Here is a 25,929-nt window from a genome sequence, read left to right on the forward strand (position 1 = left end):
TGGTGCCGACACCCAGGATTGAACTGGGGACCTACTGATTACGAATCAGTTGCTCTACCGCTGAGCTATGTCGGCCACGCAGGCGGGCGCTTGATACAGCGGGGCGCCCGCCTCGGCAACACCTTAACCGGCCAAGGCCGGCAATGCTGGCCCCGGCCGCGGTCCGGGCTCCACACCCTCCGCCGCCAGGCCCCAGCCGATCCGCCCCACCGTGCCGCAGGCGGGGCAGGCGGGGGCCCAAGCGCGCTGCTCCGTCCCGCACTGCCCGCAGCGCCAGCGCGGCTCCGGCCGGGCGCCGGCCGCCTCGCGCAGCCAGCGCGACTGGGCGGCGCGGGCCTCGGCGGATTCGCCATGCTCCGCCTCCTCCAGCTCCGCGAGCAGGAGATAGGCCCGCCGATCCGCATCTCCGCTCTGCACCAGCGCCTCGAGCGTGCTGCGGGCGCGGCCGGTCAGCCGGGCGGCAAGCGCCACCCGCGACAGCAGCAGCCGGCTTTCGGCTGCGGTCGGATTGCGTCGGATCAGCTGCTCCACTGCCTTCACCCGCATCAGCGGGTCACGCTCATCGGCCAGATAGGGTTCGGCGAGGTTCGGATGCGGCGATTGCACCCAGGCCTCCTCCAGCACCGCCTTGGCGCGGCGCGGGCTGCCCTCGGCGCGCAACCGTTCGGCATAAGCCAGGGCCGCCGGGGCGAAGGCCGGGTCGGCCTGCACCGCCTGCCGCTCCAGCTCGGCGGCTTTCGCCGGGTCCGGTTCCTGTCCCGCCGCGGCGAGGGCCAGCGGCGCCCGCTGCTGCGGCTCGCCCGCCGGGGCGAGGCTCAGGGCCTCCCGCCAATTCCGCGTCTGGAGCGCGAGCTGGGACCGCGCCTCGCGCAGCCACGCCGCACCCGGCTGCACCAGCTCAGCCTCCTGCGCTAGCTGCGCGGCAGCTTCCCAGTCGCCGCGCGCCATCGCTTGGCGCAGCAGCCCGCGCAGTCCGATGAAGCGGGAATCATCCCGCTCGGCGAGCTTCTGGAACACCGCCGCCGCCGCTTCCTCATGGCCGGACAGGCGCTCCGCCTCGGCCGAGAGCAGCAGGGTCTGCGGCGTCTCGCCCAGCAGCCGCTGCGCCTTCCGCACTTCCAGCCGTGCCGCATCGGCAGTGCCGGCGGCCAGCGCGACCAGCGCGCGGGAGACCGCGGCATCGCCCTCGCGCCGGTGCCGCGCCTCGCGCCGTGCCCGCATCCGGGACGGCCAGCGCCGCAGGGCGCCGATCGCCGCAAGCACGGCGTAGAGCAGCAGGAAGGTGAGGCAGAGGATCAGCAGGGCGATAGGGAAGCTCGTGCCCACATAGGCCTGGCCCACCTGGATCTCGACCGTCCCGCCGAGCTCGCCCAGATACATCGCCACCGCGACGCCGATGCCGAGCAGCAGCAGGATCCAGATCGCACGCAGCATCGGCCTAGCCCGCCGCCAGCTGGCGCAGCGCGCTGCGCGCCGCGACCAGGGCCCGCGCCTGCTCGGCCCAGTTCTGCATCGCCGCCCGCGCCGGGGGCGGCAGCTTGTCGATCTCCGTCAGGCTCATCTCGATATCCCCGGCCTCCAGCGCCCGCCGGGCGCGCTCGATCTGTCCCTCGGCGGCATCGCCCCAGACCACCTGGTCACCGCGCCGCACCGTCACCAGCCCGCCGAGCCGGGCGAGGGCGCTGTCCACCACGCCGCCACGGCTGCCATCCGGCGCCTGTGCCGCATCCGAGGCGGCGCGCGCCGCCTTGGCCGCATCCTCGAAGGAAAGGCGGAGCGAGGACTCGGTCGGCGGGGCCACCTGGGCGAAGCGGGTCAGCGCCGGCGGCGCCCCCTGGCCGAGGCGGCCGAGGGAATCGCCGAGCGGCTGGCCAGCGAGCAGCGCCCCGCGCAGCCCGTCCACCGCAGCGAGCCGCGCCGTCCGTCCCTCGATCGCGGCGATCCGCGCCTGGGCCTGCTCCAGCGTTGTCATGCGCTGGGTGAGCGTGCCCTCCAGCGCGGTCAGCCGCTGCGTGATGGTCTGCTCCAGCGCCGCACCGCGCTGCTGGGCCGCCTGGTCGAGCTGCCCGAGGCGCTGCTGCAGCGCCTGGTCCTGCTGCCCCTGGCGCTGCTCGGCAGCGCGTGCTGCCTCGGCCAGCCGGTCGTCCAGTGTCTTGCCCTGGGCTTCGAGCGCCTTGGCCTGGGCCTCCAGCCGCTCGGTCAGGCGTTCGATCCGGCCGTTCAGCGCATCCACCGCCTCGCGCGGCGCGAGGGTGGCGGGATCGATGGCGGGCTTCGCCTCCAGCGCCTGCACCCGGCGCTCCACCGCCGCGTCGCGCTCGCCGGCGCCGGTGGTGTTGCGCTCCAGCCCGGCCAGCCGCTCGGTCAGCGCCGCGAGCTGGGTCTCGAGCGGGCGGATATCGACCGGGCGCGGGCGCTCTTCCAGCGCATGCACGCGGCCTTCCAGCGGCTGCACCGCCTGCACCCGGGCACCGAGCGCCCCGACCTCGCCGCGCACCCCGTCGAGCGCGGTCAGCCGCTGCTCGATCTGCGCCACCCGCGCCGGATCGACCGCGGCATCCGAAGAGGAGCGCGGCGTCACCAGCAGCCACCAGACCGCGAGCACCAGCACGAGGCCGCCGATGCCGATCATGATCGCCGCGGGGTCGAGCCGCCGCCCAGCCAGCAGCCCCGGCTGGCGTGGCGGGTTGAGTGGCGAATTGCGCGGCGGCGGCGGGGGCGCCGCGGCGGTGGGCTGCGGGGGTGGCGAGGCGGCGGCCGCCTTCGCCTTGGAATCGGGTGCTTTGCTCATGGTGCGGCTTACCTGGGTCCGAGCAGTTGCAGTAGTGAGTCCTGGTCGGGCCGGTCAGCAACGCGTACCGCGCGCCATGCCAGGGGCGACGCGCTCAGCGCCGCCGCGACCCTGGGGCTCAGCGCCAACGCGACCAGCGCCGGCGTGGTTGCGGCCAGCCCGGCCTGCCTGATGAGGGCGATGGCACACTGCGCCGAACGCGGCGAGAAGAACAGCGCAGCAACGACCCGCCCCTCCCGCAGCGCCGCCCGCGCCGGGTCAGGCAGGTCTGGGGCCGGTGCCGCGGCATAGGCGATGCGCCGCAGCACCCGGAAGCCCCGCCGACGCAGTGCCAGCGCCAGATCCTGGGCATAGCCAGCGCCGACCGCCAGCAGCAGCGGTCCCGCCGCTGGGACGAGCCGTGCCGCGACCAGCGTCTCCAGCGCCGCGGCATCGCCGTCGGCCGCAATCACGTTCGCGAAACCCGCCGCCCGCGCCGCCTCGGCTGTGGCGGCGCCGACCGTCAGCACGGGCATGGTGCGGGGCAGGGCGCTGTTCGCCAGGGCCGGCACTGCCGCCCGGCTGGTCAGTAGGAGGGCCTGCGCCGCCTCTGGAGCGACGAGCGGACGCGGGGCCAGCTGCAGGGCAGGGGCCTCCACCGGGTCCCAACCCAGCGCCGCCAGGCGTCGCGCCGTCTCCGCCGCCCCCGGCTCCGGCCGGGTGACCAATATGCCGGTCGGGGGCGGGTGGGGGTCGTCAAGCGGCATCGGCGCGTCATAGAACCGGCGTTTCGACGGGGAAAGGGCGGATGGACGACACGGCCGCGGTGCTGGGCCTGGAATCGAGCTGCGACGAGACCGCCGCCGCGGTGCTGCGCGCCGACGGCACTATCCTGGCCGAGGCGGTGCTCAGCCAGCTTGAGGAGCATGCGGCCTTCGGCGGGGTGGTGCCGGAGATCGCGGCCCGGGCCCATCTCGACCACCTGCCGCGCCTCGCCGCCCGGGTGATGGCGGAAGCGGGGCTCGGCTTCGCCGATCTCGCCGGCATCGCCGCCACCTCGGGCCCCGGGCTGATCGGCGGGCTGATCGTCGGTGCCTCCTTCGGCAAGGGCCTCGCCATCGCCCATGGCCTGCCTTTTGTCGCGGTGAACCACCTTGAGGCGCATGCCCTGACCGCGACCCTGCCGGGCCTGGTCGAGGGCGGTGCCCGCTTCCCCTATCTGCTGCTGCTGCTCTCGGGCGGGCACTGCCAGTGCGTGGCGGTGGAGGGGGTGGGCCACTTCCGAAGGCTCGGCACCACCCTCGATGATGCGGTGGGCGAGGCCTTCGACAAGGCGGCGAAGCTACTCGGCCTGCCCTGGCCCGGCGGCCCCGCGCTGGAACGGCTGGCCGCCACCGGTGATGCCGCGCGCATCCGCCTGCCGCGGCCGCTGCTCGGCCGCGCCGGCTGCGACTTCTCCTTCAGTGGCCTCAAGACCGCGGTCGCCCATGCTGTCGCCCGCCACCCGCCGGGGGCGCTGCCCGAGGCGGACCGGGCCGACCTCGCCGCCGGCTTCCAGGCCTCGGTCGCGGCGGTGATGGCCGACCGCGCCCGGCATGCGCTCGACATGCTGCCAGCCGCCACCGCCCTGGTCGTCGCCGGCGGGGTCGCTGCCAATGGCGCGGTGCGCACTGCATTGGCTGGCGCCGCGCGGGAGCGTGGGCTGCCGATGGTTGCTCCGCCCATCCGGCTCTGCACCGACAATGCGGTGATGGTCGCCTGGGCAGGGATCGAGCGGCTGCGGCGCGGTCTCACGGACCCGCTCGGCCATGCGCCGCGGCCGCGCTGGCCGCTCGATCAGCTTACGGCGTAGCGGCCGGCACGGGGGATGCCTCCTCGCCCGCTACCACCCGTGCCGCGGGCAGGGAAATCCGGCAATCCAGCCCGGCGGCGAGCCAGCGCATCTCCAGCGTCCCGCCGAGCTGGTTCCGCACGATCGCCTCGATCATGCGGGAGCCGAAGCCCTGCCGTGCCGGCGCCTGCACCGGCGGGCCGCCCTGCTCGGTCCAGGCCAGCAGCAGCCGGTCGCCCTCCAGCCGCCAGGTCAGGGCGATCCGCCCCTCCGGCCGCGTCGCCGCGCCATGCTTGGCGGCATTGGCCGCCAGCTCGTGCAGCACCATAGCCAGGGGCTGCACCGCGGCGGCGGCGATGGTCAGCCGCGGCCCCTCCATTCTGGCTGGACAGCCGGCCAATTCCCGCCCCGCCAGCTCGCGCAGCTCCGCACCGGCCCAGCCCGCCTCGGCGAGCAGCGTATGCGCCCGGGCCAGCGCCGCGACCCGGGCCTCGACCGCGGTGGCGAAGCGGGCTGGGTCGTCGCGCCGGGTCAGGCGGAGCACGGATTGCACCACCGCCAGCACATTCTTCGCCCGGTGGTCCACCTCCCGCATCAGCAGGGTGCGGCGCTGCTCCGCCTCCCGCCGCTCGGTGACATCCTGCGAGACGCCGGCGAGGCGCAGCGCCTGCCCGGTCGCCGGATCCCGCTCCACGGCCGCGCCATAGGTGGCGATCCAGGCCCAGCCCTCGGCCGGCGGCCGGCGGCGCACCCGGAATTCGGCGCGGAAGGCGGCGCTCCGCCCCTCGATCAGCGACCGCAACTGTTCCTCCGCCGCCGCCCGATCCTCCGGATGGACCGAGGCGATCCAGTCGGCCAAGCGGAATCCCGAACCTTCCGGCGCCACCAGCGCCTCCTCGACCCGGGCGGCGCGGGTGCCGCGGTCGCTCGGCGGCTCGTATTCCCAGGTGTTCAGCCGCGCCGCTTCGACCGCGAGCCGCAGCCGTTCCTGCCGCTCGGCCAGGGCCAGCGCCGCCAGGCGCCGCTCATGCACATCCTCGACCACGCCGACCCATTCGAGCGCATCGCCATCGCCGACCGGCACGCCGCGGGCGCGCACCCAATGCCAATCGCCTGCCCGGGTCCGCACCCGGTATTCGACATCGACCGGACTGCCCGCCGACCGCGCCGCGCCCCAGACGGCCACCGTCGAATTCCGGTCGGCCGGGTGCAGCATGGTCAGCCATCCATCGCCGCGCAGCGCCGTATCGGGCTGGCCGGTCAGCGTCTCCCAGCCCTCGGCCTCGAGGATGCCGCCGCCCGCATCCCCCCGCCACAGCACCAGCGCGCCCGCCGCCCCGAGGGCGCGGAAACGCCGCTCGCTCTCGGCCAGGCGCTGGATCGCCCGGTCGCGCGCCGCGATGGCGCCGGCCAGCTCGTCCACTTCCCGCAGCAGCGGCCGGCTGGCATCCGCGGCGCCCAGCCGCCGTAGCATCCGGGCGATCCGCGCCGCGAGCCAGGCGGCCAGCGCCGCCCCGGCGGCCAGGATGCCGGCCGCCAGCAGCCCGACCCGGCCGAGCGCCTCCTGCAGCGGCGCCTGGAGATCCGCCTCCGCCAGGGCCAGGGCCACGGTGAAGCCGCTGCGCGGGGCGCGGGCGAAGGCGAAGCGCGCCGACTCGCCCTCATAGGTCGCGGCATTGGTGAAGATGCCCTCGGCGGCGCCATGCAGGCGGTCGAGGAAGGCGGGCCGCACCGCCCGCCCCAGCAATTCCGCCTCGCCCCGGCTGCGGGCGACGATCCGGCCGGTGCGGTCGATGACGGTGACGATCGGCGCCTCCGCCTCCGCCCCTGCCGGCCGGCGCAGCGCCGTGGCGAGCCAGCCCGGCGGCAGGGCGGCGGCGAAGGCATGGGTCGGCGGCACCGGGCCCGGCCGGCCATCCGGCGCCGGCGGCGGCACCGGCATCACCACCGCGATCACCTGCCGGCCGGTATTGTGACTGGTGATGAGGTCGCTGATCTCGGCCCGGCCGCTGGCCAGGCTTCCCACCACCGCCGGCGGGATGGTTGCCTCCGGCCGCCGCTCGCCCGGCGGCCAGACCGTGCTGACCAGCTGCGGCCCGCCGGCCTTCACCAGCCCGATCGGCGTGCCGTCCAGCTGGGAGGAAAGGGCGCGCATCTCCGCCTCGACGCCGTCGAGCCGGCCCTCGGCCAGGGCGGTGGAATTGGCCAGCGCCCGCAGCCCCACCTCCAGCCGGTCGAATTCGCGGTCCACCGCCGCCGCCAGCAGCCGCGCCTGGCCCAGGGCTTCGGACTCGGCGCGCGCCCAGGCCTGCTCATGCGCCTGCCAGACGCCAAGCCCCGCCAGGAGGGTGAGCGGCAGCGCCACCGCTCCGACGAGCAGCAGCATCAGCGCGCGAAGGCTGAGGGTTCCCCGTTCCACCGATGCCGTGACGCGCCCTGGTTGAGTCCCGAAACCGGGAACCTCCCTTTAGGATGGCGGTCGCGGCCATGCGACTGCCGAGCGGTCCATGCCTGCTCAACAATTCGGGAGGCGTATCGGCAACCCGGCCTCCGGACGGGGCGTTGCCCGCCGGATCAAGGGCCGGGAGACGGGGCGCATGGCGGATACGGTGCAGGCAATGGCGACGGAGGTCGCGGCGACGCCCTTCATGATTCCAGGCGGAAAGGGCGAGTTCCGCATCCAATTGCTGAACGAGGACCAGTCGCGCGGCGTGGTGACGAGCATCGTCCATATTCCGCCCGGCGGGCATATCCCGGCGCATTCCCACCGCCAGGGCAGCGAGATGCATTACGTCCTCAGCGGTGACCTGATCGATGCCGGAAGGCGGCTCGGCCCCGGCGCCTTCCTGACCCATGCCGCCGGCCAGGTGCATGGCCCGCATGAGAGCGAGGGCGGCGCCCAGGTGCTGACGGTGCAGGAATGGCAGTCCCGCGACGGCGACTTCGACTTCAACCCGGCTTGACCGGCAGCGGCCGGGGCGCAGACTTGCCCGGACAACGTCCGGAAGGAATGCGCCGCCATGCTGCCCTTGCAGGGGGTGAAGGTGGTCGAGATCGGCCAGAACCTCGCCGGCCCCTATGCCAGCGAGATCCTGGCCATGCTCGGCGCCGAGGTCGTGAAGATCGAGCGGCCGGAGGGCGATGACGCCCGAGGCTGGGGCCCGCCCTTCCATGCCGGGACCGCCACCACCTTCCATGCGGTGAACCGCAACAAGCGCAGCGTGGCGCTGGACCTGAAGGACAAGGCGGCGCTGGACTGGCTGCGCGGGCAGCTGCGGGAGACTGACATCTTCGTCCAGAACATGCGCCCCGGCTCGCTGGAGGTGATGGGCCTCGGGCCGGAGGCGGTGCGGGCGCTGAATCCGCGCCTGATCTACTGCTCGCTCCATGCCTTCGGCGCGGTCGGGCCGCTGGCGCTGAAGCCGGGCTACGAGCCGATCGTGCAGGCCTTCGCCGGCATGTTCAGCGTGAATGGCAGCGCCGAGGCGCCGCCGGCCCGCGTGGGCATGCAGGTGCTCGATCTCGGCACCGGCGTCTGGGCGGCGCTCGGCTGCCTCGCGGCCTTGCAGCGGCGGCACCTGACCGGGGAGGGGGCGACGGTCGATACCTCGCTCTTCGAGACCGGGCTCGGCTGGATGGGGCAGCATTTCGCCGGCTATTTCGAGACGGGGCGGCAGCCGCCGCGGCACCGCAGCGGCAATCCGAAGCTGATCGTCTTCCAGGCCTTCGACACGGCGGATGGCGAGATCGTCGTCGCCGCGGCCAATGACCGGCTGTTTGCCAAATTCGCCGCCGTGCTCGGCCATCCCGAATGGGGCGAGGACCCGCGCTTCCGCACCAACAAGGACCGCATCGCGCATCGCGAGATTCTGCTGCTGCTGCTGGAGGCGGCAATGCGGACTCGCGGCAGCGAGGACTGGGCCGAGGCGCTGGAGGCGGCGGGCATCCCCTGCTCACCGATCCACGACCTCGCCGCGGTCGCGACGCATCCGCAGACCGAGGCGCTGGGGATGGTGACGGCGGGACCGGCGGCGCCGCGCAGCATCGGCCTGCCCGTCTCCTTCGACGGTGCGCGGCCGCCGATCCGCACCGGCGCGCCGTCCCTCGGCGAGGCGAATACCGAGCTGGGCGCGCCTATTCCGGCTCGATCCCCGCGAGCCTGACGAAGCGGGACCATTTCTCCCGTTCGGTCCGCAGCAGCGCCGCGATCTGCTCCAGGTCGAGCACCTGCGGGTCGAGGCCGAATTCGCGCATCTTGCTGCGTGCCGGCTCGGCCTGGCCTGCCTCGTTGACCAGAGCGTTCAGCCGTTCGGCAACGGGCCGCGGGGTGCCTGCCGGCACAGCGAGGCCGAGGAAGCCGGTCAGGTGATAATCCGGCCAGGTCTCCGCCATGGCCGGCAGCTCGGGCCAGCGGGCCCAGCGGCGCGGCGAGGTCACCGCCAGCGCCCGCGTCTGGCCCTGCGCCAGATAGGCATCGCCCGCCGTGGTATCGACGAAGATCAGGTCGAGCCGCCCGGCCAGCAGGTCGCCGAAGGCCGCGCCGATGGTGCGGTAGGGCACGCCCTGGATCTGCGTCCCGGCCATCAGGTTCAGCATCTCCCCCGGCAGGCGGGAGGAGGCGTTGAAATGGCCGAAGAACATCCGCCCCGGCCGCGCCTTGGCCTCGGCGACCAGGGCGGGGACATTGCGCAGGGGCGAATCCGCCCGGACCATGAGATAGGCGCCGTTCGAGGCAAAGAAGCCGATGCCGGTGAAGTCCCGCTCCGGGTCATAGGGCAGGTCCCGCACCAGGCTGGGATTGGCCGAATGGGTGCTGCTGGTCGCCAGCAGCAGGGTCAGCCCATCCGGCGCCGCCGCCTTCACCGCCATGGTGCCGATGACGCCATTCGCGCCGGGGCGGTTGTCCACCACCACCGGCTGGCCGGTCGTGGCCTCGATATGCCGGCCGACCAGCCGGGCGGTGATATCGCCCGAGCCGCCGGGGGCAAAGGGCACGATGATCCGCATCGGCCGCGCCTGGGCGAGGGCCGGCAAGGGCAGGGTAAGGGCGGCGAGCAGCGCGCGGCGGCCTGGCATGGTCTTCGATCCTCCCGGGGCCGAGCATCCCCCTCCATGCGGCGGCACGCCAGGGCCCGCGGCGCGTTGAGGCGCTGACGGAGGGGCCGATGGAGGACGACGACGGGATGCGCCGGGCGCTGCACTGGGCCGAGGCCGCGCTGGCGGCGGGCCAGGCGCCCTTCGGCGCGGTGGTGGTGGATGCCGAGGGCGCCGTGCTGGGCGAGGGCCACAACACCGTCGCCGCCGACCGGGACGTCACGGCGCATGCCGAGGTGGTGGCGCTGCGCGCCGCCTGGAACCGGCTCGGCGACCGGCAGGGCCTCGCCGCCTGCACCCTCTATACCAGTTGCGAGCCCTGCCTGATGTGCAGCTGTGCCATCACCCAGCTCGGCCTCCGCCGCGTCGTCTTCGCCGCGCGTGGGGATGAGGTGCCCGGGGCGCGGCGCCTGTTCGAGGCCGACCTGACCGGCGCCGCCGCCTGGGCGGCCGAGCACCGTCCCGGCTGGCGGATGCCCGAGATCCGGGGCGAGCTGCTGCGGGCGGAGGCTGTCGCAATCATGGCGCGCTACGACTGGGGCTAACGCACGCCCCAGGCCTTATGCGCCTGGATGTTCAGCCGCCATTCCGGGTGCCGCAGGCAATACTCGGCCGCGGCGGCGGTGTTGGCGGCGAGCGCCGGCCCGTCCATCGGCGAGAGCCAGCGCTCCCGCGCCGGGAAGCCGCGCAGATCGGCCGGGCTGAGTCCCGCCTGCGGGAAGACCAGCTTCAGCTCATCGGCTCGGTCCAGCACCAGCGGCGCGCCGGCCTTGGGGCTGACGCAGACCCAGTCGATCGGACCGGGCAGGGGCTGGGTGCCGTTGGTCTCGATGGCGATGGTGAAGCCGGCGGCGCGCAGGACGGCCAGCAGCGGCGCGTCGACCTGCAGCAACGGCTCGCCCCCGGTCAGGACGCAGAAGCGCCCACCGACGCCCTCGGGCCAGAGCGCCGAGGCGGCGGCGACCAGGGAAGCCGCGTCATGCCGCTCGCCGCCACGGAATTCGGTGTCGCAGAACTGGCAGACGGCTGTCGCCCGGTCTTCCTCCCGCCCGGACCACAGGTTGCAGCCGGCAAAGCGGATGAAGACGGCGGTGCGGCCGAGATTGGCGCCTTCGCCCTGGGCAGTCAGGAATATTTCGTGAACAGTATAGGACACAAGCAGGGTTCCGGTCTGGCGCCCCCCTTCCGCCAGCCCCGGTCCCCTGTCAATGGTAAGCCTCGCCGCCGAGTGGGGCTGGCCTGAATCATGCTAGCCGTTAGGCTGGAATCCCCTGCATGAGGTCCGGATGGCGGCGCGTCGCGTGATCGTGGTGAAGTCGGGCGGCGAGGCAGCCCTGCCCGAATGGCGTGCGGGCTTCGCCGCTGCCCCTTGGCTGGAGCTGCGCTGGTGGGACGACCCGGCACTGCGGCCCGAGGAGGTGGACTACGCCCTGGTCTGGGACCCCGAGCCCGGCCGTCTCGCCGCCATGCCCAATCTCCGGGCCTGCTTCGGCTCCGGCGCTGGGGTGGATGCGATTGCCACCGACCCCGCCTATCCGAAGCACATCCCGCTGGTGCGGATGAGCATCCCGGCCGCGACCGAGCGGATGGGCGAATTCGTCTGCTGGTCCGCGCTTTCGCTGCTGAAGGAAGCGCGCCGGATGGCGATCGCCCAGGCCGAGCGGCGTTGGGACGAGGTGAATGCGCCGCACCGCGCCAGCCAGCGCACCATCGGCATCATGGGCCTCGGCGAGATGGGCACCCGCGCCGCGACCATGCTGCGGGGGATCGGCTTTCCCGTCATCGGCTGGTCGCGCACGCGGAAATCCGTCCCCGGGATCGAGAGCTATGCCGGCCTGGCCGAGCTGGACGCCTTCCTCGCCGCCAGCGACATGCTGGTCTGCCTGCTGCCGGCGACGCCGGAGACACGCGGCATCATCGCCACGCCCCTGCTTGCGAAGCTGCCGCAGGGCGCCGGCTTCATCGGCGTCGGGCGCGGGATGCAGCACAACCTGCCCGACATCCTCGCCGCACTCGACAGCGGGCACCTGTCCGGCGCCGTGCTCGATGTCTTCGAGCAGGAGCCGCTGCCGCCCGAGCATCCGCTCTGGACCCATCCGCGCGCCATCGTCACCGCCCATGTCGCCAGCCTGCCGAGCCGGGCCGAGCGCGCCGCCGCGGTGGTGGAGCGGATCGCCGCCTTCGAGCGGGGCGAGCCCCTGCCCAACCTCTTCGACCATGCAAAGGGCTATTGAGATGCCGCTGCCGCTGCCGCTGCCGCCGCCGCCCCGCCGGCCCGACCCTGACCACATCCCGGATGAGCGGGAACTGCGCGAGGACCTCGCCGCCGCCTATCGCCTCATCGCCCTCTACGGCATGACGGATCTGGTCTTCACCCATCTTTCGGCTCGCATCCCGGGGCCGGGCCACCGCTTCCTGGTCAATCCCTACGGGCTGCTGTTCGAGGAGATCACCGCCTCCTCCCTCGTCGTCGTCGATGCCGAGGGCGAGCCGGCCCAGAAGACCGACTGGCCGGTGAACCCTGCCGGCTTCGTCATCCATTCGGCCGTCCATCTCGGGCGCGACAACGCGCATTGCGTGATGCACACCCATACGCTCGCCGGCATGGCCGTCGCGGCGCAGGCGGGCCGGCTGCTGCCGCTGAACCAGATGAGCATGGAGTTCGACGGCCGCGTCGCCTACCACGACTACGAAGGCGTCGCCGCTGACGACAACCTCTCGGAACGCGAGCGGCTGGTGCGCGACCTCGGCGAGATGCCCTGCATGATCCTCCGCCACCATGGGCTGCTGACGGTCGGCGCCTCGGTGCGGGAGGCCTTCTACTGGATGTGGTATCTGGAACAGGCCTGCCGCATCCAGATCGCGGCGCAGGGATCCGGCGTGCCGCTGGCGCTGCCCTCGGCCGAGACCCTGGCCCGGACGCGGATGCAGTTCAGCAACCCCGGCCCGAACAAGGGCTGGCTGCCCTGGCAGGCGCTGAAGCGGAAGCTGGACCGCGAGCAGCCCGACTACAAGAACTGACCGTGACGCCCCGCATCTTGATCGCCGACTGCACCCCGGCCGCCGCCACCGCGGAACTCATGGTGTTCGGTGGCCCCTCGAACATCGCGATGTTCCAGGCGGCGCTGCGCCTGCATGAGCCGGGGCTGGACTGCCTTGCCTTCAACCTCGCCGATGGCGAGGCGCTGCCGCAATCGGCGACGCTCGGTGATTTCAGCGGGCTGGTCCTCACCGGCTCGCCGCTGCACATCCCCGGTGGCGGTCCGGCGGTGATGCGTCAGGTCGAGTTCACCCGCGCCGCCTTCGCCTCCGGCATCCCGGTCTGGGGCAGCTGCTGGGGGCTGCAACTCGCCGCCGCCGCGCTCGGCGGGACCGTGCGGAGCAACCCGCGCGGCCGTGAGATCGGCATCGCCCGCGGCATTACCCGCACGGAGTCCGGCCGCGCCCATCCGCTACTGGAGGGCCGGCCGCCGGTCTTCGAGGCGATCTGCTCGCATATGGATGAGGTAGAGACACCGCCGCCCTGCGCTGAGGTGCTGGCCTGGAATGCGGTCAGCGGCGTACAGGCCATGGCGCTGCACCTGCCAGGGGGCGGCACCTTTCACGGCACGCAGTATCATCCGGAGATGACCCTCGGCTGCATCGCCGCATTGGTCACGCTGCGCGCCGATGTGCTGGTCGCCGAGGGTTTCGCCGAAAGCGAGGCGGCGATGGCGGCCCATGCCGCCGATCTCCGGGCGCTGGAAGCGGCGCCGGAGCGCCGGGACCTCGCCTGGCGCACGGGTATAGGGCCGGAGGTCCTGGACCGCCGGCGCCATACCGTCGAGCTGGGCAACTGGCTCCGCGACGTGGTGCTGCCGCGGAGCCGTCGCGCCTAGCGTCGGCCGAGCAACAGCCCCAGGGCGAAGCCCACCGCACCGGCGCCGAGCAGCGCCAGAAGCGGCTCCTCGCGCACGCGCTCGCCGATATAGTCGCCGGCCTGCTGACCCTGCCGATAGGCTTGGCTACCGGCCTGGGACAGGCTCTCGCCCGCCTGCCGCGCCATCTGCCCGGCCTGGGCGCCGTATTCCCCGGCGCGGTCCCAGGCCTGGTCGGCGACCTCGCGCACGCGGTCGGTCGCGTCGTCGGCCATCTCCTTGGCCTGGCCGGCCACCTGGCCCGCCTTCTCGCGCACCTGGCCTGCGGCGTCATCGGCCATCTCCTTGGCCTGGCCTGCCACTTGGCCCGCCTTGTCGCGCACCTGGCTCGCGGCATCATCCGCGGTGCCCGCCGCCTTGCTGCCAACCGCCGAGGGATCGATCCCCTGCGGCCGCCCGCCCGGCATGGCGCCCGACTGCATCGCATCCTTGCTGTGGGCCCCGACCGCCGCGGCCCCGCTGCCTTCCAAGCGCTCGCTCATCTCGATCCCTTTCCGTCAGGTTCCGGTGGAAGAACGCGGAACGGAGGGATCGGTGCCCTGGCTTGGACCTACTTCTTCTCGACCCCCCAGAAGACCGGGATGGTGGTGGGCCGCAGCCCCTCGATGGCGGCGCGATGGGCGCTCAGCGTCCGGTACTGCCCGGCATTGATATAAGGCAGGACCTGGTAGGCGCGGGCATGCACCTGTTCCAGCACCGCACGGCGCTTCGCCGGGTCCGGCTCCTCCCACCAGGCGCGGCGCAGCCGCTCCAACTCCTCGTCGCAGGGCCAGCCGGCGAGGCCGCCCTCGCAGGGGCTGGCGAGGTAGAGGTTGGTCAGCGGGTTCTGCGCATCGAGCACATTGGCGATGGTCACGAAGAGATTCCACCCGCCCGCCTCGACCGGGTCGCGCCGGTTGCGCCGCTGGGTTAGGGTTGCCCAGTCCATGGCGGGCACGTCCATATTCAGCCCCGCCTTGCGGAAGGCCTCCGCCATGGTCAGCGTCACGGCATTGTTTGCGGCGCTGTCGGTGGCGTTGAGGAAGACCACCTTGCGGCCGTCATACCCCGCCTCGCGCAGCAGCGCCCGGGCGCGGTCGGGCTGTGCCTCCCGCAGCCCCTCGGCTCCGGCCGTGCTCTCCAGCGGCGTGCCGCAGAGGAAATAGGCCGGGCAATAGGGCACCTGCTCGCTGGGGCGGATGCCGATCGCGTCCAGGTTTTCCTTCTGGTTGATCAAGTACAGCAGCGCCCGCCGCGCCCGCGGGTCGTTGAAGGGCGGCTGCGCATGGTTCAGCCGCAGCCAGACCACCGAACCCACCGGATTCAGCGCAAACAACCGGATATTGCGGTTGCGCTCCAGCGTCGGGATCAGGTCGGGGGAGGGGTTCTCGAGGAAGTCGATCTCTCCCGATTGCAGCGCCGCCGCCGCCGTCGCCGGATCGGCCATGGAGAGCCATTCGAGGCGCTCCACCATCACCCGCTTGCCGCCCGCCAGGCCATCCGCCGGCTCCGGCCGCGGCCGGTAGGCGGGGTTGCGGCGATAGACGGCGCGGTTGCCCGCCTGCCACTCATTGGCCTGGAAGATGAAGGGCCCGGAGCCGGTGGCATCGGTGATCGCGGTCGTCGCCGGCGTCTGCGCCAGGCGTTCCGGCATCACGAAGAGTGCGCTCGCGGTCGGTCGCGCCAGCGCCTCCGTCACCAGGGCGAAGGGGCGGGCGAGGGTGAGGCTGAAGGTCCGGTCGTCCACCACCTCCAGCGATCCGGTCGCCGCCGCCAGCGCCCGCCCGACCACGTCCCGCTGCGCCCAGCGCCGGATCGAGGCGACCGCATCCGCCGCCCGCACCGGCGTGCCGTCATGGAAGGCCAGCCCCTCGCGCAGGATGAAGCGCCAGGACATCCCGTCGGGGGAGCGCTCGAAGCGCTCCACCATCTGCGGCTGCGCCTCGCCCTTGCTGTCGAGGGCGAAGAGCTGGTCATAGACCATGAAGCCGTGGTTGCGGACGAAGGCCGCGGTGGACTGCACCGGGTCGAGGCTGGCGAGGTCGTTCACCAGCACCACGCGCAGCGTCTGCGCCGTGGTGGCCAAGGGGAGGGAGGTCGAGAGCAGCGCCGAGAGCGCGGCGGCGGCGAGGAGGCGGAAGCGTCGGGTCATCGTCACCCCGTTTCGGCGGAGAGGCGCAGTCTCGCCGCACCGCGCTGCCCGCGCAACGCTTGACCGGGCCCGCCGCGCATCGGAGGCTTCGCCTGAGCCGAGCGAGGTCCCGCGATGCCCGTCACCCTGATCCAGAATGCCGATCTCGTCCTCGCCTGGGACGCGGCGGCGCAGCAGCATGTCTATCTGCCGAATGCCGATCTCGCCTTCGAGGATGGGCGCCTGCTCTTCGTTGGACGCGACTATCGCGGCCCGGCGGCGGAGACGCTCAGCGGCAGCGGCCTCATGCTCATGCCCGGCCTGGTCAACATCCATTCCCACCCCTCCTCGGAGCCGATGAACAAGGGCTTCACCGACGAGGTGGGGACGCCCGGTCTCTATAATTCCTCGCTCTACGAATACCTGCCGATCTTCCGGCCGGAGCCGGATGCGGTGCATAGCTGCGTCCGCGTCGCGCTGTCGGAGCTGCTGCTGTCGGGCGTCACCACCGTCGCCGATCTCTCCATGGCGCATCCGGGCTGGCTGGACCTGCTGGCGGAATCGGGCATGCGCGTCTGCGTCGCGCCGATGTTCCGCTCCGCCCGCTGGTACACCAAGAACGGGCATATGGTGGAATATGCCTGGGACCCGCAGGCCGGCGAGAAGGCGATGGAGGAAGCCTTCACTCTGGTCGAGCGCGCCGAGCAGCATGAAAGCGGGCGGCTCTTCGGCATGGCGGTGCCGGCGCAGATCGACACCTGCACGCCGGAGCTGCTGAAGGACAGCCGGGACGAGGCGCGCCGGCGCGGCATCTCCTGGCAGATCCATGCGGCGCAGTCGGTCTCGGAATTCCACGAGATCACTCGCCGCCACGGCTTCACCCCGGTCGGCTGGCTGCAGGAGCAGGGGTTGCTCGACCAGCGGGCGATCATCGGCCATGGCATTTTCCTCGACGACCATCCGAGTACGCCCTGGCACACCCGCCGCGACCTCGACATCCTCGCCGAGACCGGCACCACCGTCGCCCATTGCCCGACCGTCTTCGCCCGGCGCGGCATCACCCTGAAGCATCTCGGCCGCTACAAGCGCTCGGGCGTGAATATGGGCCTCGGCACGGATACCTATCCGCACAACATGCTGGATGAGATGCGGCTCGCCGCCTATCTCGCCCGCACCCAGGCGACCGACCCGCGCAGCCTGACCACGACCGAGCTGTTCGAGGCGGCGACCATCGGCGGCGCCCGGGCGCTGGGCCGCGACGATATCGGTCGGCTCGCCCCCGGCTGCCGCGCCGATTTCGTCATGGTGGACATCACCCACCCGATGATGCGCCCGGCCCGCGACCCAGTCCGCAGCCTGATCTACGCCGCCGGCGACCGCGCCCTGAAGGCGGTCTATGTCGATGGCCAGAAGGTGGTGGAGGATGGCGAGGTCCTGACCATGGACTACCGCGCCGCCGCCGAGCAGCTGAACGAGGCGCAGAAGCGCGTCGCCGAGACCGTACCGGAGCGCGACTGGGCGCACCGGCCAGCCGAGAAGATTGCGCCGCCCAGCTTCCTCTGGAAGTAGCCGCGCCGGAGCCTTGACCCTCCCATAGGGGGAAGCCCCATATCCCTGTCCGGCCGCGATCCGAAGCGCGGCCGGATAGCAGGATATGCGACCATGCCCCTTCCCATCCTGGCCCGGCTCGGCCTTGCCGCCGCCCTCGCCATGCCGCTCGCCGGCCCCGCCCGGGCCGCCATCGAGGATGGCTACGACCCGGGCGGTGCGCCGGTGCCGACGACCTGGTTCGAGCGGATGGATGCCGCCGCCCGGCAGGCCGACCGCGACTATCTGGCCGGGATGCGGCCGCACCATGCCGGTGCGCTCACGATGAGCGAGGCCTATCTCGCCGATCCCGCGGCGAGCAGCCCGATCCTCAAGGCGCTCGCCCAGGCCATCATCCGCAACCAGCGCTTCGAGATCGGGTTGTTGGATGAGGTGTCCCGCAATCTCGACCGCCCGCCGCTGGTGGTGAATCTCGGCCTCACGCGCCTCTCCCTGCAGCCGGTGGCGACCGAGGGCATGGCCCAGATTCAGCGCTTCATCCGCACCCCGATCCCGGGCCCCGCGGCCGCGCTGGCCGATCCCGGCGCGCCGGTGACCGCGCGGGATGTGCAATTCGCCAAGGGCATGATCGTGCACCACCAGGCGGCGCTGGAGATGGCGCGCGCCTATCACGCCAACCGGGCGGCGCGGAACGGCTTCCTCGCCCTGATGAATATCGACATCATCACCGATCAGAGCCAGGAGATCGCGCTGATGCAGCGGGTCATCGCCGCCTATCCGGGCAACCCGGATTCGGTACCGCTCGACCCCTCGATGATCCATGGCATGGAGGGGATGGGCATGGCGGGGACGGGCCATGAAGGCCATTCCAATCCGGCGCCGGCACCGCATCGCCACTGACCCGGCCCGCCTGGATGTTTGGGGCCGGCGCGCCTATCCTCCGCGGCCAAATCCGGGGAGGGAGCCGCGCCCATGACCGCCACCATCGTCTCGCCGCGCCTGATGCGCATCGGCGGCGGCAGCGTCGCCCAGGCCGCGGAGGTGCTGGCCCTCATCGGCCTGTCCCGCCCGCTGATCGTCACCGACCCCTGGATGGTTTCCTCCGGCACCATCGAGCGTGCGCTGCTCGCCCCGCTGCGGGCCGCCGGCATCCCCTTCGCCATCTTCAGCGAGACCGTGCCCGACCCGACCGACACGGTGATCGAGGCCGGCGCTGCCCTGCTGCGCGGCGGCGACCATGACTGTCTGATCGGCTTCGGCGGCGGCAGCCCGATGGATACGGCGAAGGCGATGGCGATCCTCGCCGCCGCCGCGCCGGGCGCGAAGATGCGGGAGTTCAAGGTGCCGGCCCAGGCCGATCGCGGCTTGGTCCCGGTCGTCTGCATCCCGACCACCGCCGGCACGGGGTCAGAGGCGACGCGCTTTACCGTCATCACCGATACCGAGACGGATGAGAAGATGCTGATCGCCGGCCTCGGCGCCCTGCCGCTCGCCGCCATCGTCGATTACGAGCTGACCTTCAGCGTCCCGCCCCGTACCACCGCCGATACCGGCATCGACAGCCTGACCCATGCGCTCGAGGCCTATGTCTCGAAGCGCGCCAACCCGCATGCGGACAGCTTGGCGCTCTCGGCCATGCAGCTGATCGGCCGGCATCTCCGCCCGGCCTTCCACCAGCCGAAGAATGCGAAGGCGCGGGAGGCGATGATGCTCGGCGCCATGCAGGCGGGGCTCGCCTTCTCCAACTCCTCGGTCGCCCTGGTGCATGGGATGAGCCGGCCGATCGGCGCGCATTTCCATGTCCCGCACGGGCTGTCCAACGCCATGCTGCTGCCGGCGGTGACGGAATTCGGCCTGAACGACGCCCTGCCGCGCTATGCGGAAGCCGCCCGCGCCATCGGTGTCGCCACGCGCGAGGATAGCGACGAGGCCGCGGCCTCCAAGCTGCTCGAGGAGCTGCGGGCGCTGAACCAGGAGCTCGGCGTGCCGACGCCGAAGGATTACGGCATCGGCGGTAATCGCTGGGAGGGGCTGCTGCCCCTGATGGCGAAGCAGGCGCTCGCCTCCGGCAGCCCCGCCAACAACCCGCGGGTGCCGAGCGAGGCGGATATCATCGACCTCTATCGCCGGGTCTATGCCTGAGCGGCCTCAGGCGGGGCTGCGGAAGCCCCGCCACTGCCCATGCCATTCCGTCAACGCCTCGGCCGGGAGCGGCCGGCTGACCAGGTAGCCCTGGGCGTGATGCACGCCGAGTGCCCGCGCCGCCTGCCATAGCCGGCGGTCGGAGACGCCCTCGGCGATCACCTGCTTGCCCTGCCGGTTGGCCAGCCGCACCAGGCGCCGTACCTCGGACCGGGCATGGGCATCGCTCGGCAACCGCTCCACCAGCGACCGGTCCAGCTTGATGGCAGCGAAGGGCAGGCAGAACAGCCAACTCCGGTCATCATGCAGGATGACGTCATCCAGCAGCACCCGGTGCCCGGCCCGGCGCAGACGCAGCAATGCCCGGCGCAGGGCGGAGCGGTCGCGCACCTCGGTCGTCTCGGTCAGCTCCAGCGCCACCTGGGCCGGATGCAGGCCGCCCGCCCGCAAGGCCCGGCGCAACCAGGCCGGCAGGTCGGGCAGCAGCAGCTCCCCCAGCGGCAGGTTGACCGAGACCTTCAGCCGCAGCCGCTGCCAGAGCGGCGCCACTTCGGAAGCCGCCCGCGTCGCAACCAGCACCGACAGGTCGCGCGCCAGCCCGCTGCGCTCGGCCAGCGGGACGAAACGGGTGGGGGAGATCGGCACCGGCGGCCGGTGCCAGCGCGCCAGCGCCTCGACCATCACCGGGCGGCGGTCGGCCAGCCGCACGACCGGCTGGTAATGGACCTGCACCTCGCCATTGCACAGGCCTTCGGCCAGCGCCGCCGCATCCGCATGGGGAACATGCGCCGTGCCCTGGGGGGACCGCAGCGGAAATTCCGCCAATACAGCCAGTGGCGGAGACAAGGGACGCAACATCGCGGGCCCGACCGCCATCGTCATGGGCTAGGCATCTTTCCGGTGACCTTGCATGACACGATACCGGGAGGGCTCGTCCAGCGCCATGGCCAATCGTCACGGGGGCGTAGTTTTATTGAGATTCACCCCTGATTCCCGCGCAATTCTCTCCGTTGCATCGGGCCTCACACACCGGCCGGGGCTTGGTTCCCCGGCCGCACCGGCGCCGGCGCCTCGCCGCGGCGCAGCCGGTTCTCCCCGGTAAACAGCACGATCGGCGCCGCGATGAAGACCGAGGAGGAGGCCGAGACCACGATCCCGAACAGCATCACCCAGGCGAAGCCCGCCAGCGTGTCGCCGCCGAACAGCGCCAGCGGCACCGCCGAGAGCAGCAGCGTCATGGAGGTGCCGAGCGAGCGGTTCAGCGTCTCGTTGATGGACTGGTCCACCAGCTGCCGCAGCGGCATCTGCTTGTACTTCCGCAGGTTCTCCCGCATACGGTCGAACACCACGACCTTGTCGTTGGCGGAGAAGCCGATGACGGTGAGGATCGCCGCGACCGTGGTCAGGTTGAACTCCACGCCGAACAGCACCATGAAGCCAACGGTCTTTGTCGTATCAAGGATCAGCGTGACGATGGCAGCGATGGCGAACTGCCATTCGAAGCGGAACCAGATGTAGATCAGCATCGCCAGCAGGCTGATCCCGAGCGCGATCATCCCGCCGAGGAAGAGCTCGTCCGAGACGCGGTTGCCCACCGCCTCGACGCGGAGGATGCGGGCGCCCGGCGCCACCTGCTCCACGCCGCCGCGCACCGCATTCACCGCCGCCTGGGTGCCGTTCTCGTCGCCCTGCACCGGCAGCCGCACCAGCACCGTCTCGGCATCGCCGAATTGCTGCAGCCCGACATCGCCGAGACCGAGGCCGGAGACCTTCGTCCGGAGCGCCGCCAGATCGGCCGGACCCTGGGTGCGGACCTCCATGACGATGCCGCCCTTGAAGTCGATTCCCTTCTGCAGCCCAGGGTAGAAAGCGCCGATCAAAGACGCCGTCGACAGGATGGCCGAGACCAGCAGCCCCGCCCGCGCACCCTTCATGAAGGGGATATGCGTGACGTCCGGGATCAGCCGGAACAGCGGCCGCGCCATCCGGCCCCAGAAGCCGCGCCCATCCTCCAGCACCGGCAGAGCCTTCGGCCGGGTCCAGCGGTACCAGACGGAGACCATCAGCCGCACCAGCGTGGTCGCCGTCCACATCTGCACGATGGTGCCGATGGCGACCGTCACCGCGAAGCCCTTCACCGGCCCGCTGCCGAAGCCGTAGAGGCAGGCCATGGCGATGAGGTTGGTCAGGTTGCTGTCCATGATCGTGCCGGAGGCCTTGGTGAAGCCCGCTTCCAGCGCGCTCAAGGGCGGGCGGCCGTTCTTCACCTCCTCGCGGATGCGCTCATTGATGAGGATATTCGCGTCGAGCGCGGTGCCGAGGGTCAGCACGATGCCGGCGATGCCCGGCAAGGTCAGCGTCGCCTCCATCACCGACAGCGCGGCGAGGAGGAAGATGATGTTCACCAGCAGCGCCAGGTCGGCGAACCAGCCGAACAGGCCATAGGCGAAGCCCATATAGAGGAAGACGAAGGCCGCCCCGAGCGCCAGCGCCAGGATGCCGGCGCGGATCGCATCCGCCCCGAGCTCCGGCCCGACCGTCCGTTCCTCGATCACCGTCAGCGGCGCCGGCAGTGCGCCCGCGCGCAGCAGCACCGCTAGCTCATTGGCCGAACGGGCATCGAAGCTGCCGCTGATCTGGCCCCGGCCGCCGGTGATCGGCTCCCGGATGTTGGGGGCGGTGATGACCTTCTCGTCCAGCACGATGGCGAAGGGCCGGCCGACATTGGCCCGGGTCACGTCGGCGAAGCGCCGGGTGCCGGTGGAATCGAAGGTGAAGTTGACGACCCATTCGCCGGTGCGGTTGTCCTGCCCGGCGCGGGCATCGGTCAGGTTGGCGCCATCCACCTCGACCCGCCGCCGCACGGCGTAGCGGGTCGGCGGCTGGCCCGGCCGCGCCTCGCCATTCAGGAACATCACTCCCGGCGGCGGGGAGGGGGAGGCGGGGTTGGCGCTCTCATCCAGCAGGTGGAAGGTCATCCGCGCCGTCTGGCCGAGCAGCTGCTTGATCCGGTTCGGATCCTCGACACCCGGGAGCTGCACCAGGATGCGGCTCTGCCCCTGGCGGGCGATCAGCGCCTCCGAGACGCCGGTCTCGTCGATGCGGCGGCGGACGATCTCGATCGACTGCTCCACCGCGCCGGTCGCCTTGGCGCGCAGCCCGGCCTCGCTCAGCGTCGCGGTCACCTGGCCGTCGGGGGTCGTCGCCACCTCGATATCGGGCACCGTCGTGCCGAGGCTGGTCGGGATCTGGTTCGCCTGTTCCCGCAGCACCGCGACCGCCGCCTGCACCTGGCCGGGATCGCGCACGCGGAGGCCGACGCGCCGCTGCGCCGGCTCGGCGGCCAGGTTGACATAGCCGATATTGGCCGCCCGCAGCCGGCCCCGCGCGGCATCCGCCAGGCTCTCCAGCCTCTCCTTCACGACCGCGTCCATATCCACTTCGAGCAGCAGATAGGACCCGCCCCGCAGGTCGAGGCCGAGCGAGAATTGCCGGGCCCAGGAGGGGAGGGAGGATTTCGGGAAGAGATTGGGGGCGCAGAGCAGCACCCCGAGCAGGCAGACCGCCAGGATCGACAGGGTCTTCCAGCGGGCGAAGAACATCATGATACGGTGCTACTCATGGCACGGGACTATCCCGACCGGGGGCAGTGCCGGACCCCCCTGACGGGCGGGGCGGAATGTGACGATCACGCGCCCCCTATGCAACCCTGAGCCGCACGGAGGTGTTCAGGGGCGGAACGTGCAACCCCTGATTTGACGCCATGTCCCGTCATGCCATCCTGACGTATACAGCGGCTTGCGCTTCCGCCCAGCGGCGCTACCTGCCTGAGGCAACCTTATCACCCTCCGGTTCCATCCGGCGGCCAGCGGAATCGACACGTCGTCATGCCTGAATCCTCGGGGCGCGACATCCCCGGCAGCACCCCGACCGAACTCGCCGCCGAGCGCGCCCGCATCGGGGCGGAACTGCTCGGCCTCGATGCCAGCACGGACCCTTTCGTCGCCGCCGTGCGCGCCACGCGCATGCCGATGATCGTGACCAACCCCCGCCTGCCGGACAATCCCATTGCCTTCGCCAATGACGCCTTCTGCCGCCTGACCGGCTATCGGCGGGAGGAGGTGCTGGGCCGCAATTGCCGCTTTCTCCAGGGAGGCGGGACTGACCCGGAGGCCATCCGCCGGATCTCCGCCGCCGTCGCCGCGGTCGAGCCGATCGAGATCGAGATCCGCAATTACCGCCGCGATGGCAGCCATTTCTGGAACCGGCTGCTGCTCGCCCCGGTGCGCGATGCGGCCGGGGGGCTGGCCTATTTCTTCGCCAGCCAGCTCGACGTCACCCGCGAGCGCGAGCGGCTGGAGGGACTCGAGAGCCACAACGCCGCCCTCCTCGCGGAACTGAATGAAAGGCTCCGCTCGCTCGAGGAGAGCGAGGCGCGGCTGCGCTTCGCCACCGAGGCCGGCCAGCTCGGCATCTGGGAGCTGGCGCTGGATGTGCAGGCGCTCACCGCCTCGCCGCTTTGCCGCACCATCTTCGGCTTTGCCCATGACGCGCCGCTGACCTGGGACCTCCTCCGCGCCGCCACCCATCCCGAGGACCGGGTGCGGATGGAGGCGGCGCTGGCCCATAGCATCGCCACCGGCGAGGATTATGCGGTCGAATACCGGCTGCGCCGCCCGGATGGCCGGACCGGTTGGGTCGAGCTGCGCGCCCGCCTGGTCCGCGACCTGGCCGGCCGGCCGCTCCGCCTCGCCGGCACGGCGCGCGACATCACCGCCCGCAAGCAGGCCGAGGCCCGCGACCACGCGCTGCTCGAACTGGCCGACCGGGTCCGCGGCCTCGATGCGCCGGAGGAGATCGGCCTGGCCGCCGGCGCCGTCCTCGGCCGCACCCTCGGCGTCGCCCGCGCCGGCTATGGCAGCATCGATCCCGGCACCGGGGTACTGACGATCGAATGCGCCTGGGCCGCCCCCGGCATTGCTGCCATGGTCGGCCAGCACCGGCTGCACGACTATGGCAGCTTCATCGAGGCGCTGACCCGTGGCGAGACGGTGGTCATCACCGATGCCGCCGCCGACCCCCGCACTGCGTCACGGGCCGAGATATTGCGTGCTGCCGCGGCCATGGCCCTGATCAACATCCCGATCGCCGAGCGCAATGGCCGGATCGGCCTGCTCTTTATCAACCACCCGACCCCGCGCGATTGGCTGCCGGAGGAGCTGGCCTTCGCCCGCGAGGTTGCCGAGCGCACCCGTCTGGTCGTCGCCCGCCGCCGGGCAGAGCGGGACCTGCGAAGCCTGGCCGAAACGCTGGAATCCCAGGTCGCCGCCCGCACCGAGGCGCTGATGGAGGCCGAGGCGGCGCTCCGCCAGTCGCAGAAGATGGAGGCGGTCGGCCAGCTCACCGGCGGCCTGGCGCATGATTTTAACAACCTCCTCGCCGGGATCGTCGGCAGCCTCGAACTGATGAAGGCCCGCATCGCCCAGGGCCGCCTGCCGGAGGTGCAGCGCTACCTCACCGCGGCCCGCGGCGCCGCCGACCGCGCCGCGGCCCTGACCCACCGGCTGCTCGCCTTCTCCCGCCGGCAGACGCTGGAGCCGAAGCCCACCGATGCGAACCGTCTCGTCGCCGGGATGGAGGAGCTGGTGCGCCGAACCGTCGGCCCCGCCATCGCGGTCGAGGTCCATGCCGGGGAGGGGCTTTGGACTGTCATGGTCGATCGCAGCCAGCTGGAGAATGCGCTGCTCAATCTCTGCATCAATGCACGCGATGCCATGCCGGATGGCGGGCGGCTGGTGATCGAGACCGCCAACCGCCAGCTCGATCCCCGGACGGCGGCGGGCCGTGACCTGCCGCCCGGCGATTATGTCGCGCTGCGGGTCGGCGATACCGGCACCGGCATGCCGCCCGATGTCATCGCCAAGGCCTTCGACCCCTTCTTCACCACCAAACCGCTCGGCCAGGGCACCGGGCTCGGCCTGTCGATGATCTATGGCTTCGCCCGGCAATCCGGCGGCCAGGTCCGCATCCGCTCCGAGGTCGGGCGGGGCACGGTGGTCTCGCTCTACCTGCCGCGCCATCTCGGCCCTTCGGAGACGGCCGAGGCACCCTCCGCCGCCGAGGCGCGACCGGGGGCCGGGGAGACGGTCCTCGTCGTCGATGACGAGCCGACCATCCGCATGCTCGTCCTCGATGTGCTGGAGGAGCTGGGCTATGCGCCGATCGAGGCCGAGGATGGCGCCGCGGGCCTGCGCATCTTGCGGTCGGAGGCGCGGGTCGACCTGCTGGTCACCGATGTCGGCCTGCCGGGCGGGATGAATGGCCGGCAGCTGGCCGATGCCGGACGGGCGCTGCGGCCGGAGCTGCGCGTCCTCTTCATCACCGGCTATGCCGAGACGGCGGTGATGGGCGAGGGCCGGCTCGAGCCGGGGATGCATGTGCTGACCAAGCCCTTCGCCATGGAGATGCTCGCCAACCGGATCCGGGAGCTGATCGAGGCGCGCTGACCGCCCGGCCG

Annotated in this window: 21 protein-coding genes and 1 tRNA gene; 11 read left to right on the plus strand and 11 right to left on the minus strand. The window is 72.0% G+C overall.

From position 1 onward, the window contains the following. The 4 genes from JMJ55_RS01260 to JMJ55_RS01275 form a co-directional block, all read right to left on the minus strand. Positions 1–75 (minus strand) — tRNA-Thr (locus JMJ55_RS01260). Between the two features lie 48 nt (positions 76–123). Continuing rightward, complete coding sequence (locus JMJ55_RS01265) at positions 124–1,434, minus strand: heme biosynthesis HemY N-terminal domain-containing protein (RefSeq protein ID WP_202823669.1); 1,311 nt, start codon at positions 1,432–1,434, stop codon at positions 124–126. A gap of 4 nt (positions 1,435–1,438) precedes the next feature. Further along, a complete protein-coding gene (locus tag JMJ55_RS01270) occupies positions 1,439–2,791 on the minus strand; it encodes a hypothetical protein (protein ID WP_202823670.1) in 1,353 nt (450 codons plus the stop codon). An 8-nt stretch (positions 2,792–2,799) separates the two neighbouring features. After that, positions 2,800–3,537 (minus strand): uroporphyrinogen-III synthase, encoded by a 738-nt coding sequence (locus tag JMJ55_RS01275; RefSeq protein ID WP_202823671.1) that lies wholly within the window; start codon positions 3,535–3,537, stop codon positions 2,800–2,802. 41 nt (positions 3,538–3,578) lie between these two features. On the opposite strand from JMJ55_RS01275, the gene tsaD reads away from it, so the two are divergent. Continuing rightward, positions 3,579–4,622 carry a tRNA (adenosine(37)-N6)-threonylcarbamoyltransferase complex transferase subunit TsaD gene (tsaD, locus tag JMJ55_RS01280; protein ID WP_202823672.1) on the plus strand — a complete coding sequence of 348 codons (1,044 nt, stop codon included), beginning with the start codon at positions 3,579–3,581 and terminating at the stop codon, positions 4,620–4,622. Here the strand turns inward: tsaD and JMJ55_RS31875 are convergent. Continuing rightward, entirely contained in the window at positions 4,612–7,020 is a 2,409-nt protein-coding gene (locus JMJ55_RS31875; RefSeq protein ID WP_328702552.1) for a PAS domain-containing protein, read from the minus strand. The genes tsaD and JMJ55_RS31875 overlap by 11 nt on opposite strands. A gap of 178 nt (positions 7,021–7,198) precedes the next feature. On the opposite strand from JMJ55_RS31875, the gene JMJ55_RS01290 reads away from it, so the two are divergent. Together JMJ55_RS01290 and JMJ55_RS01295 are read left to right on the plus strand one after the other, a co-directional pair. Next, entirely contained in the window at positions 7,199–7,564 is a 366-nt protein-coding gene (locus JMJ55_RS01290; RefSeq protein ID WP_202823674.1) for a cupin domain-containing protein, read from the plus strand. Between the two features lie 57 nt (positions 7,565–7,621). Next, positions 7,622–8,764, plus strand: a complete 1,143-nt coding sequence (locus tag JMJ55_RS01295) for a CaiB/BaiF CoA transferase family protein (protein ID WP_202823675.1) — start codon at positions 7,622–7,624, stop codon at positions 8,762–8,764. Here JMJ55_RS01295 and JMJ55_RS01300 read toward each other — a convergent pair. Next, entirely contained in the window at positions 8,736–9,677 is a 942-nt protein-coding gene (locus JMJ55_RS01300) for a Bug family tripartite tricarboxylate transporter substrate binding protein (RefSeq protein WP_202823676.1), read from the minus strand. The two genes, JMJ55_RS01295 and JMJ55_RS01300, sit on opposite strands and share 29 nt — an antisense overlap. Positions 9,678–9,766: 89 nt before the next feature. On the opposite strand from JMJ55_RS01300, the gene JMJ55_RS01305 reads away from it, so the two are divergent. After that, positions 9,767–10,240, plus strand: coding sequence for a nucleoside deaminase (locus JMJ55_RS01305; protein ID WP_202823677.1), 474 nt, complete (start codon positions 9,767–9,769; stop codon positions 10,238–10,240). Here the strand turns inward: JMJ55_RS01305 and queE are convergent. Next, positions 10,237–10,851, minus strand: a complete 615-nt coding sequence (gene queE / locus JMJ55_RS01310; protein WP_202823678.1) for a 7-carboxy-7-deazaguanine synthase — start codon at positions 10,849–10,851, stop codon at positions 10,237–10,239. The genes JMJ55_RS01305 and queE overlap by 4 nt on opposite strands. A gap of 130 nt (positions 10,852–10,981) precedes the next feature. On the opposite strand from queE, the gene JMJ55_RS01315 reads away from it, so the two are divergent. From JMJ55_RS01315 to JMJ55_RS01325, 3 genes are read left to right on the plus strand one after another with little or no spacing between them, the layout of a single operon-like run. Beyond that, positions 10,982–11,929 (plus strand): 2-hydroxyacid dehydrogenase, encoded by a 948-nt coding sequence (locus JMJ55_RS01315; protein ID WP_236033312.1) that lies wholly within the window; start codon positions 10,982–10,984, stop codon positions 11,927–11,929. Position 11,930: 1 nt separating this feature from the next. Next, positions 11,931–12,716, plus strand: coding sequence for a class II aldolase/adducin family protein (locus JMJ55_RS01320; protein WP_202823679.1), 786 nt, complete (start codon positions 11,931–11,933; stop codon positions 12,714–12,716). A 2-nt stretch (positions 12,717–12,718) separates the two neighbouring features. Then, entirely contained in the window at positions 12,719–13,573 is an 855-nt protein-coding gene (locus JMJ55_RS01325; protein ID WP_202823680.1) for a type 1 glutamine amidotransferase, read from the plus strand. On the opposite strand, the gene JMJ55_RS01330 is transcribed toward JMJ55_RS01325, so the two are convergent. Together JMJ55_RS01330 and JMJ55_RS01335 are read right to left on the minus strand one after the other, a co-directional pair. After that, positions 13,570–14,094: a hypothetical protein gene (locus JMJ55_RS01330; protein ID WP_202823681.1), complete on the minus strand. Its 525-nt coding sequence runs from the start codon at positions 14,092–14,094 to the stop codon at positions 13,570–13,572. The two genes, JMJ55_RS01325 and JMJ55_RS01330, sit on opposite strands and share 4 nt — an antisense overlap. 68 nt (positions 14,095–14,162) lie before the next feature. Continuing rightward, entirely contained in the window at positions 14,163–15,743 is a 1,581-nt protein-coding gene (locus JMJ55_RS01335) for an ABC transporter substrate-binding protein (RefSeq protein ID WP_202823682.1), read from the minus strand. A 114-nt stretch (positions 15,744–15,857) separates the two neighbouring features. Here JMJ55_RS01335 and JMJ55_RS01340 point away from each other — a divergent pair, with 114 nt between their 5' ends. The 3 genes from JMJ55_RS01340 (at position 15,858) to JMJ55_RS01350 (ending at position 19,412) form a co-directional block, all read left to right on the plus strand. Continuing rightward, complete coding sequence (locus tag JMJ55_RS01340) at positions 15,858–17,291, plus strand: amidohydrolase family protein (RefSeq protein WP_202823683.1); 1,434 nt, start codon at positions 15,858–15,860, stop codon at positions 17,289–17,291. A 93-nt stretch (positions 17,292–17,384) separates the two neighbouring features. Next, the gene (locus JMJ55_RS01345) at positions 17,385–18,170 is read left to right on the plus strand and encodes a DUF305 domain-containing protein (protein WP_202823684.1); all 786 of its coding nucleotides are present in this window, start codon (positions 17,385–17,387) and stop codon (positions 18,168–18,170) included. A 72-nt stretch (positions 18,171–18,242) separates the two neighbouring features. Further along, positions 18,243–19,412, plus strand: a complete 1,170-nt coding sequence (locus JMJ55_RS01350; RefSeq protein ID WP_202823685.1) for an iron-containing alcohol dehydrogenase — start codon at positions 18,243–18,245, stop codon at positions 19,410–19,412. Positions 19,413–19,418: 6 nt separating this feature from the next. Here the strand turns inward: JMJ55_RS01350 and JMJ55_RS01355 are convergent, their stop codons facing one another. Both JMJ55_RS01355 and secD read right to left on the minus strand, forming a co-directional pair. Next, a complete protein-coding gene (locus tag JMJ55_RS01355) occupies positions 19,419–20,258 on the minus strand; it encodes an EAL domain-containing protein (protein ID WP_202823686.1) in 840 nt (279 codons plus the stop codon). Between the two features lie 176 nt (positions 20,259–20,434). Continuing rightward, positions 20,435–23,017 carry a protein translocase subunit SecD gene (gene secD / locus JMJ55_RS01360; RefSeq protein ID WP_202823687.1) on the minus strand — a complete coding sequence of 861 codons (2,583 nt, stop codon included), beginning with the start codon at positions 23,015–23,017 and terminating at the stop codon, positions 20,435–20,437. Between the two features lie 282 nt (positions 23,018–23,299). Here secD and JMJ55_RS01365 point away from each other — a divergent pair, with 282 nt between their 5' ends. Further along, positions 23,300–25,918: a PAS domain S-box protein gene (locus JMJ55_RS01365; RefSeq protein ID WP_202823688.1), complete on the plus strand. Its 2,619-nt coding sequence runs from the start codon at positions 23,300–23,302 to the stop codon at positions 25,916–25,918. Positions 25,919–25,929: the final 11 nt, after the last annotated feature.

The organism is Belnapia mucosa, from assembly GCF_016775475.1.
In the GTDB taxonomy this organism is placed as follows: domain Bacteria; phylum Pseudomonadota; class Alphaproteobacteria; order Acetobacterales; family Acetobacteraceae; genus Belnapia; species Belnapia mucosa.

Bases quoted from the DNA above. Each gene is read 5' to 3' on its own strand.
- JMJ55_RS01345 (WP_202823684.1), top strand. From the start codon at position 17,385: ATGCCCCTTCCCATCCTGGCCCGGCTCGGCCTTGCCGCCGCCCTCGCC.
- JMJ55_RS01270 (WP_202823670.1), bottom strand. From the start codon at position 2,791: ATGAGCAAAGCACCCGATTCCAAGGCGAAGGCGGCCGCCGCCTCGCCA.
- JMJ55_RS01350 (WP_202823685.1), top strand. From the start codon at position 18,243: ATGACCGCCACCATCGTCTCGCCGCGCCTGATGCGCATCGGCGGCGGC.
- secD (WP_202823687.1), bottom strand. From the start codon at position 23,017: ATGATGTTCTTCGCCCGCTGGAAGACCCTGTCGATCCTGGCGGTCTGC.
- tsaD (WP_202823672.1), top strand. From the start codon at position 3,579: ATGGACGACACGGCCGCGGTGCTGGGCCTGGAATCGAGCTGCGACGAG.
- JMJ55_RS01340 (WP_202823683.1), top strand. From the start codon at position 15,858: ATGCCCGTCACCCTGATCCAGAATGCCGATCTCGTCCTCGCCTGGGAC.
- JMJ55_RS01365 (WP_202823688.1), top strand. From the start codon at position 23,300: ATGCCTGAATCCTCGGGGCGCGACATCCCCGGCAGCACCCCGACCGAA.
- JMJ55_RS01265 (WP_202823669.1), bottom strand. From the start codon at position 1,434: ATGCTGCGTGCGATCTGGATCCTGCTGCTGCTCGGCATCGGCGTCGCG.
- JMJ55_RS01305 (WP_202823677.1), top strand. From the start codon at position 9,767: ATGGAGGACGACGACGGGATGCGCCGGGCGCTGCACTGGGCCGAGGCC.
- JMJ55_RS01295 (WP_202823675.1), top strand. From the start codon at position 7,622: ATGCTGCCCTTGCAGGGGGTGAAGGTGGTCGAGATCGGCCAGAACCTC.
- JMJ55_RS01320 (WP_202823679.1), top strand. From the start codon at position 11,931: ATGCCGCTGCCGCTGCCGCTGCCGCCGCCGCCCCGCCGGCCCGACCCT.
- JMJ55_RS01275 (WP_202823671.1), bottom strand. From the start codon at position 3,537: ATGCCGCTTGACGACCCCCACCCGCCCCCGACCGGCATATTGGTCACC.
- JMJ55_RS01335 (WP_202823682.1), bottom strand. From the start codon at position 15,743: ATGACCCGACGCTTCCGCCTCCTCGCCGCCGCCGCGCTCTCGGCGCTG.
- JMJ55_RS01330 (WP_202823681.1), bottom strand. From the start codon at position 14,094: ATGAGCGAGCGCTTGGAAGGCAGCGGGGCCGCGGCGGTCGGGGCCCAC.
- JMJ55_RS01315 (WP_236033312.1), top strand. From the start codon at position 10,982: ATGGCGGCGCGTCGCGTGATCGTGGTGAAGTCGGGCGGCGAGGCAGCC.
- JMJ55_RS01290 (WP_202823674.1), top strand. From the start codon at position 7,199: ATGGCGGATACGGTGCAGGCAATGGCGACGGAGGTCGCGGCGACGCCC.
- JMJ55_RS01300 (WP_202823676.1), bottom strand. From the start codon at position 9,677: ATGCCAGGCCGCCGCGCGCTGCTCGCCGCCCTTACCCTGCCCTTGCCG.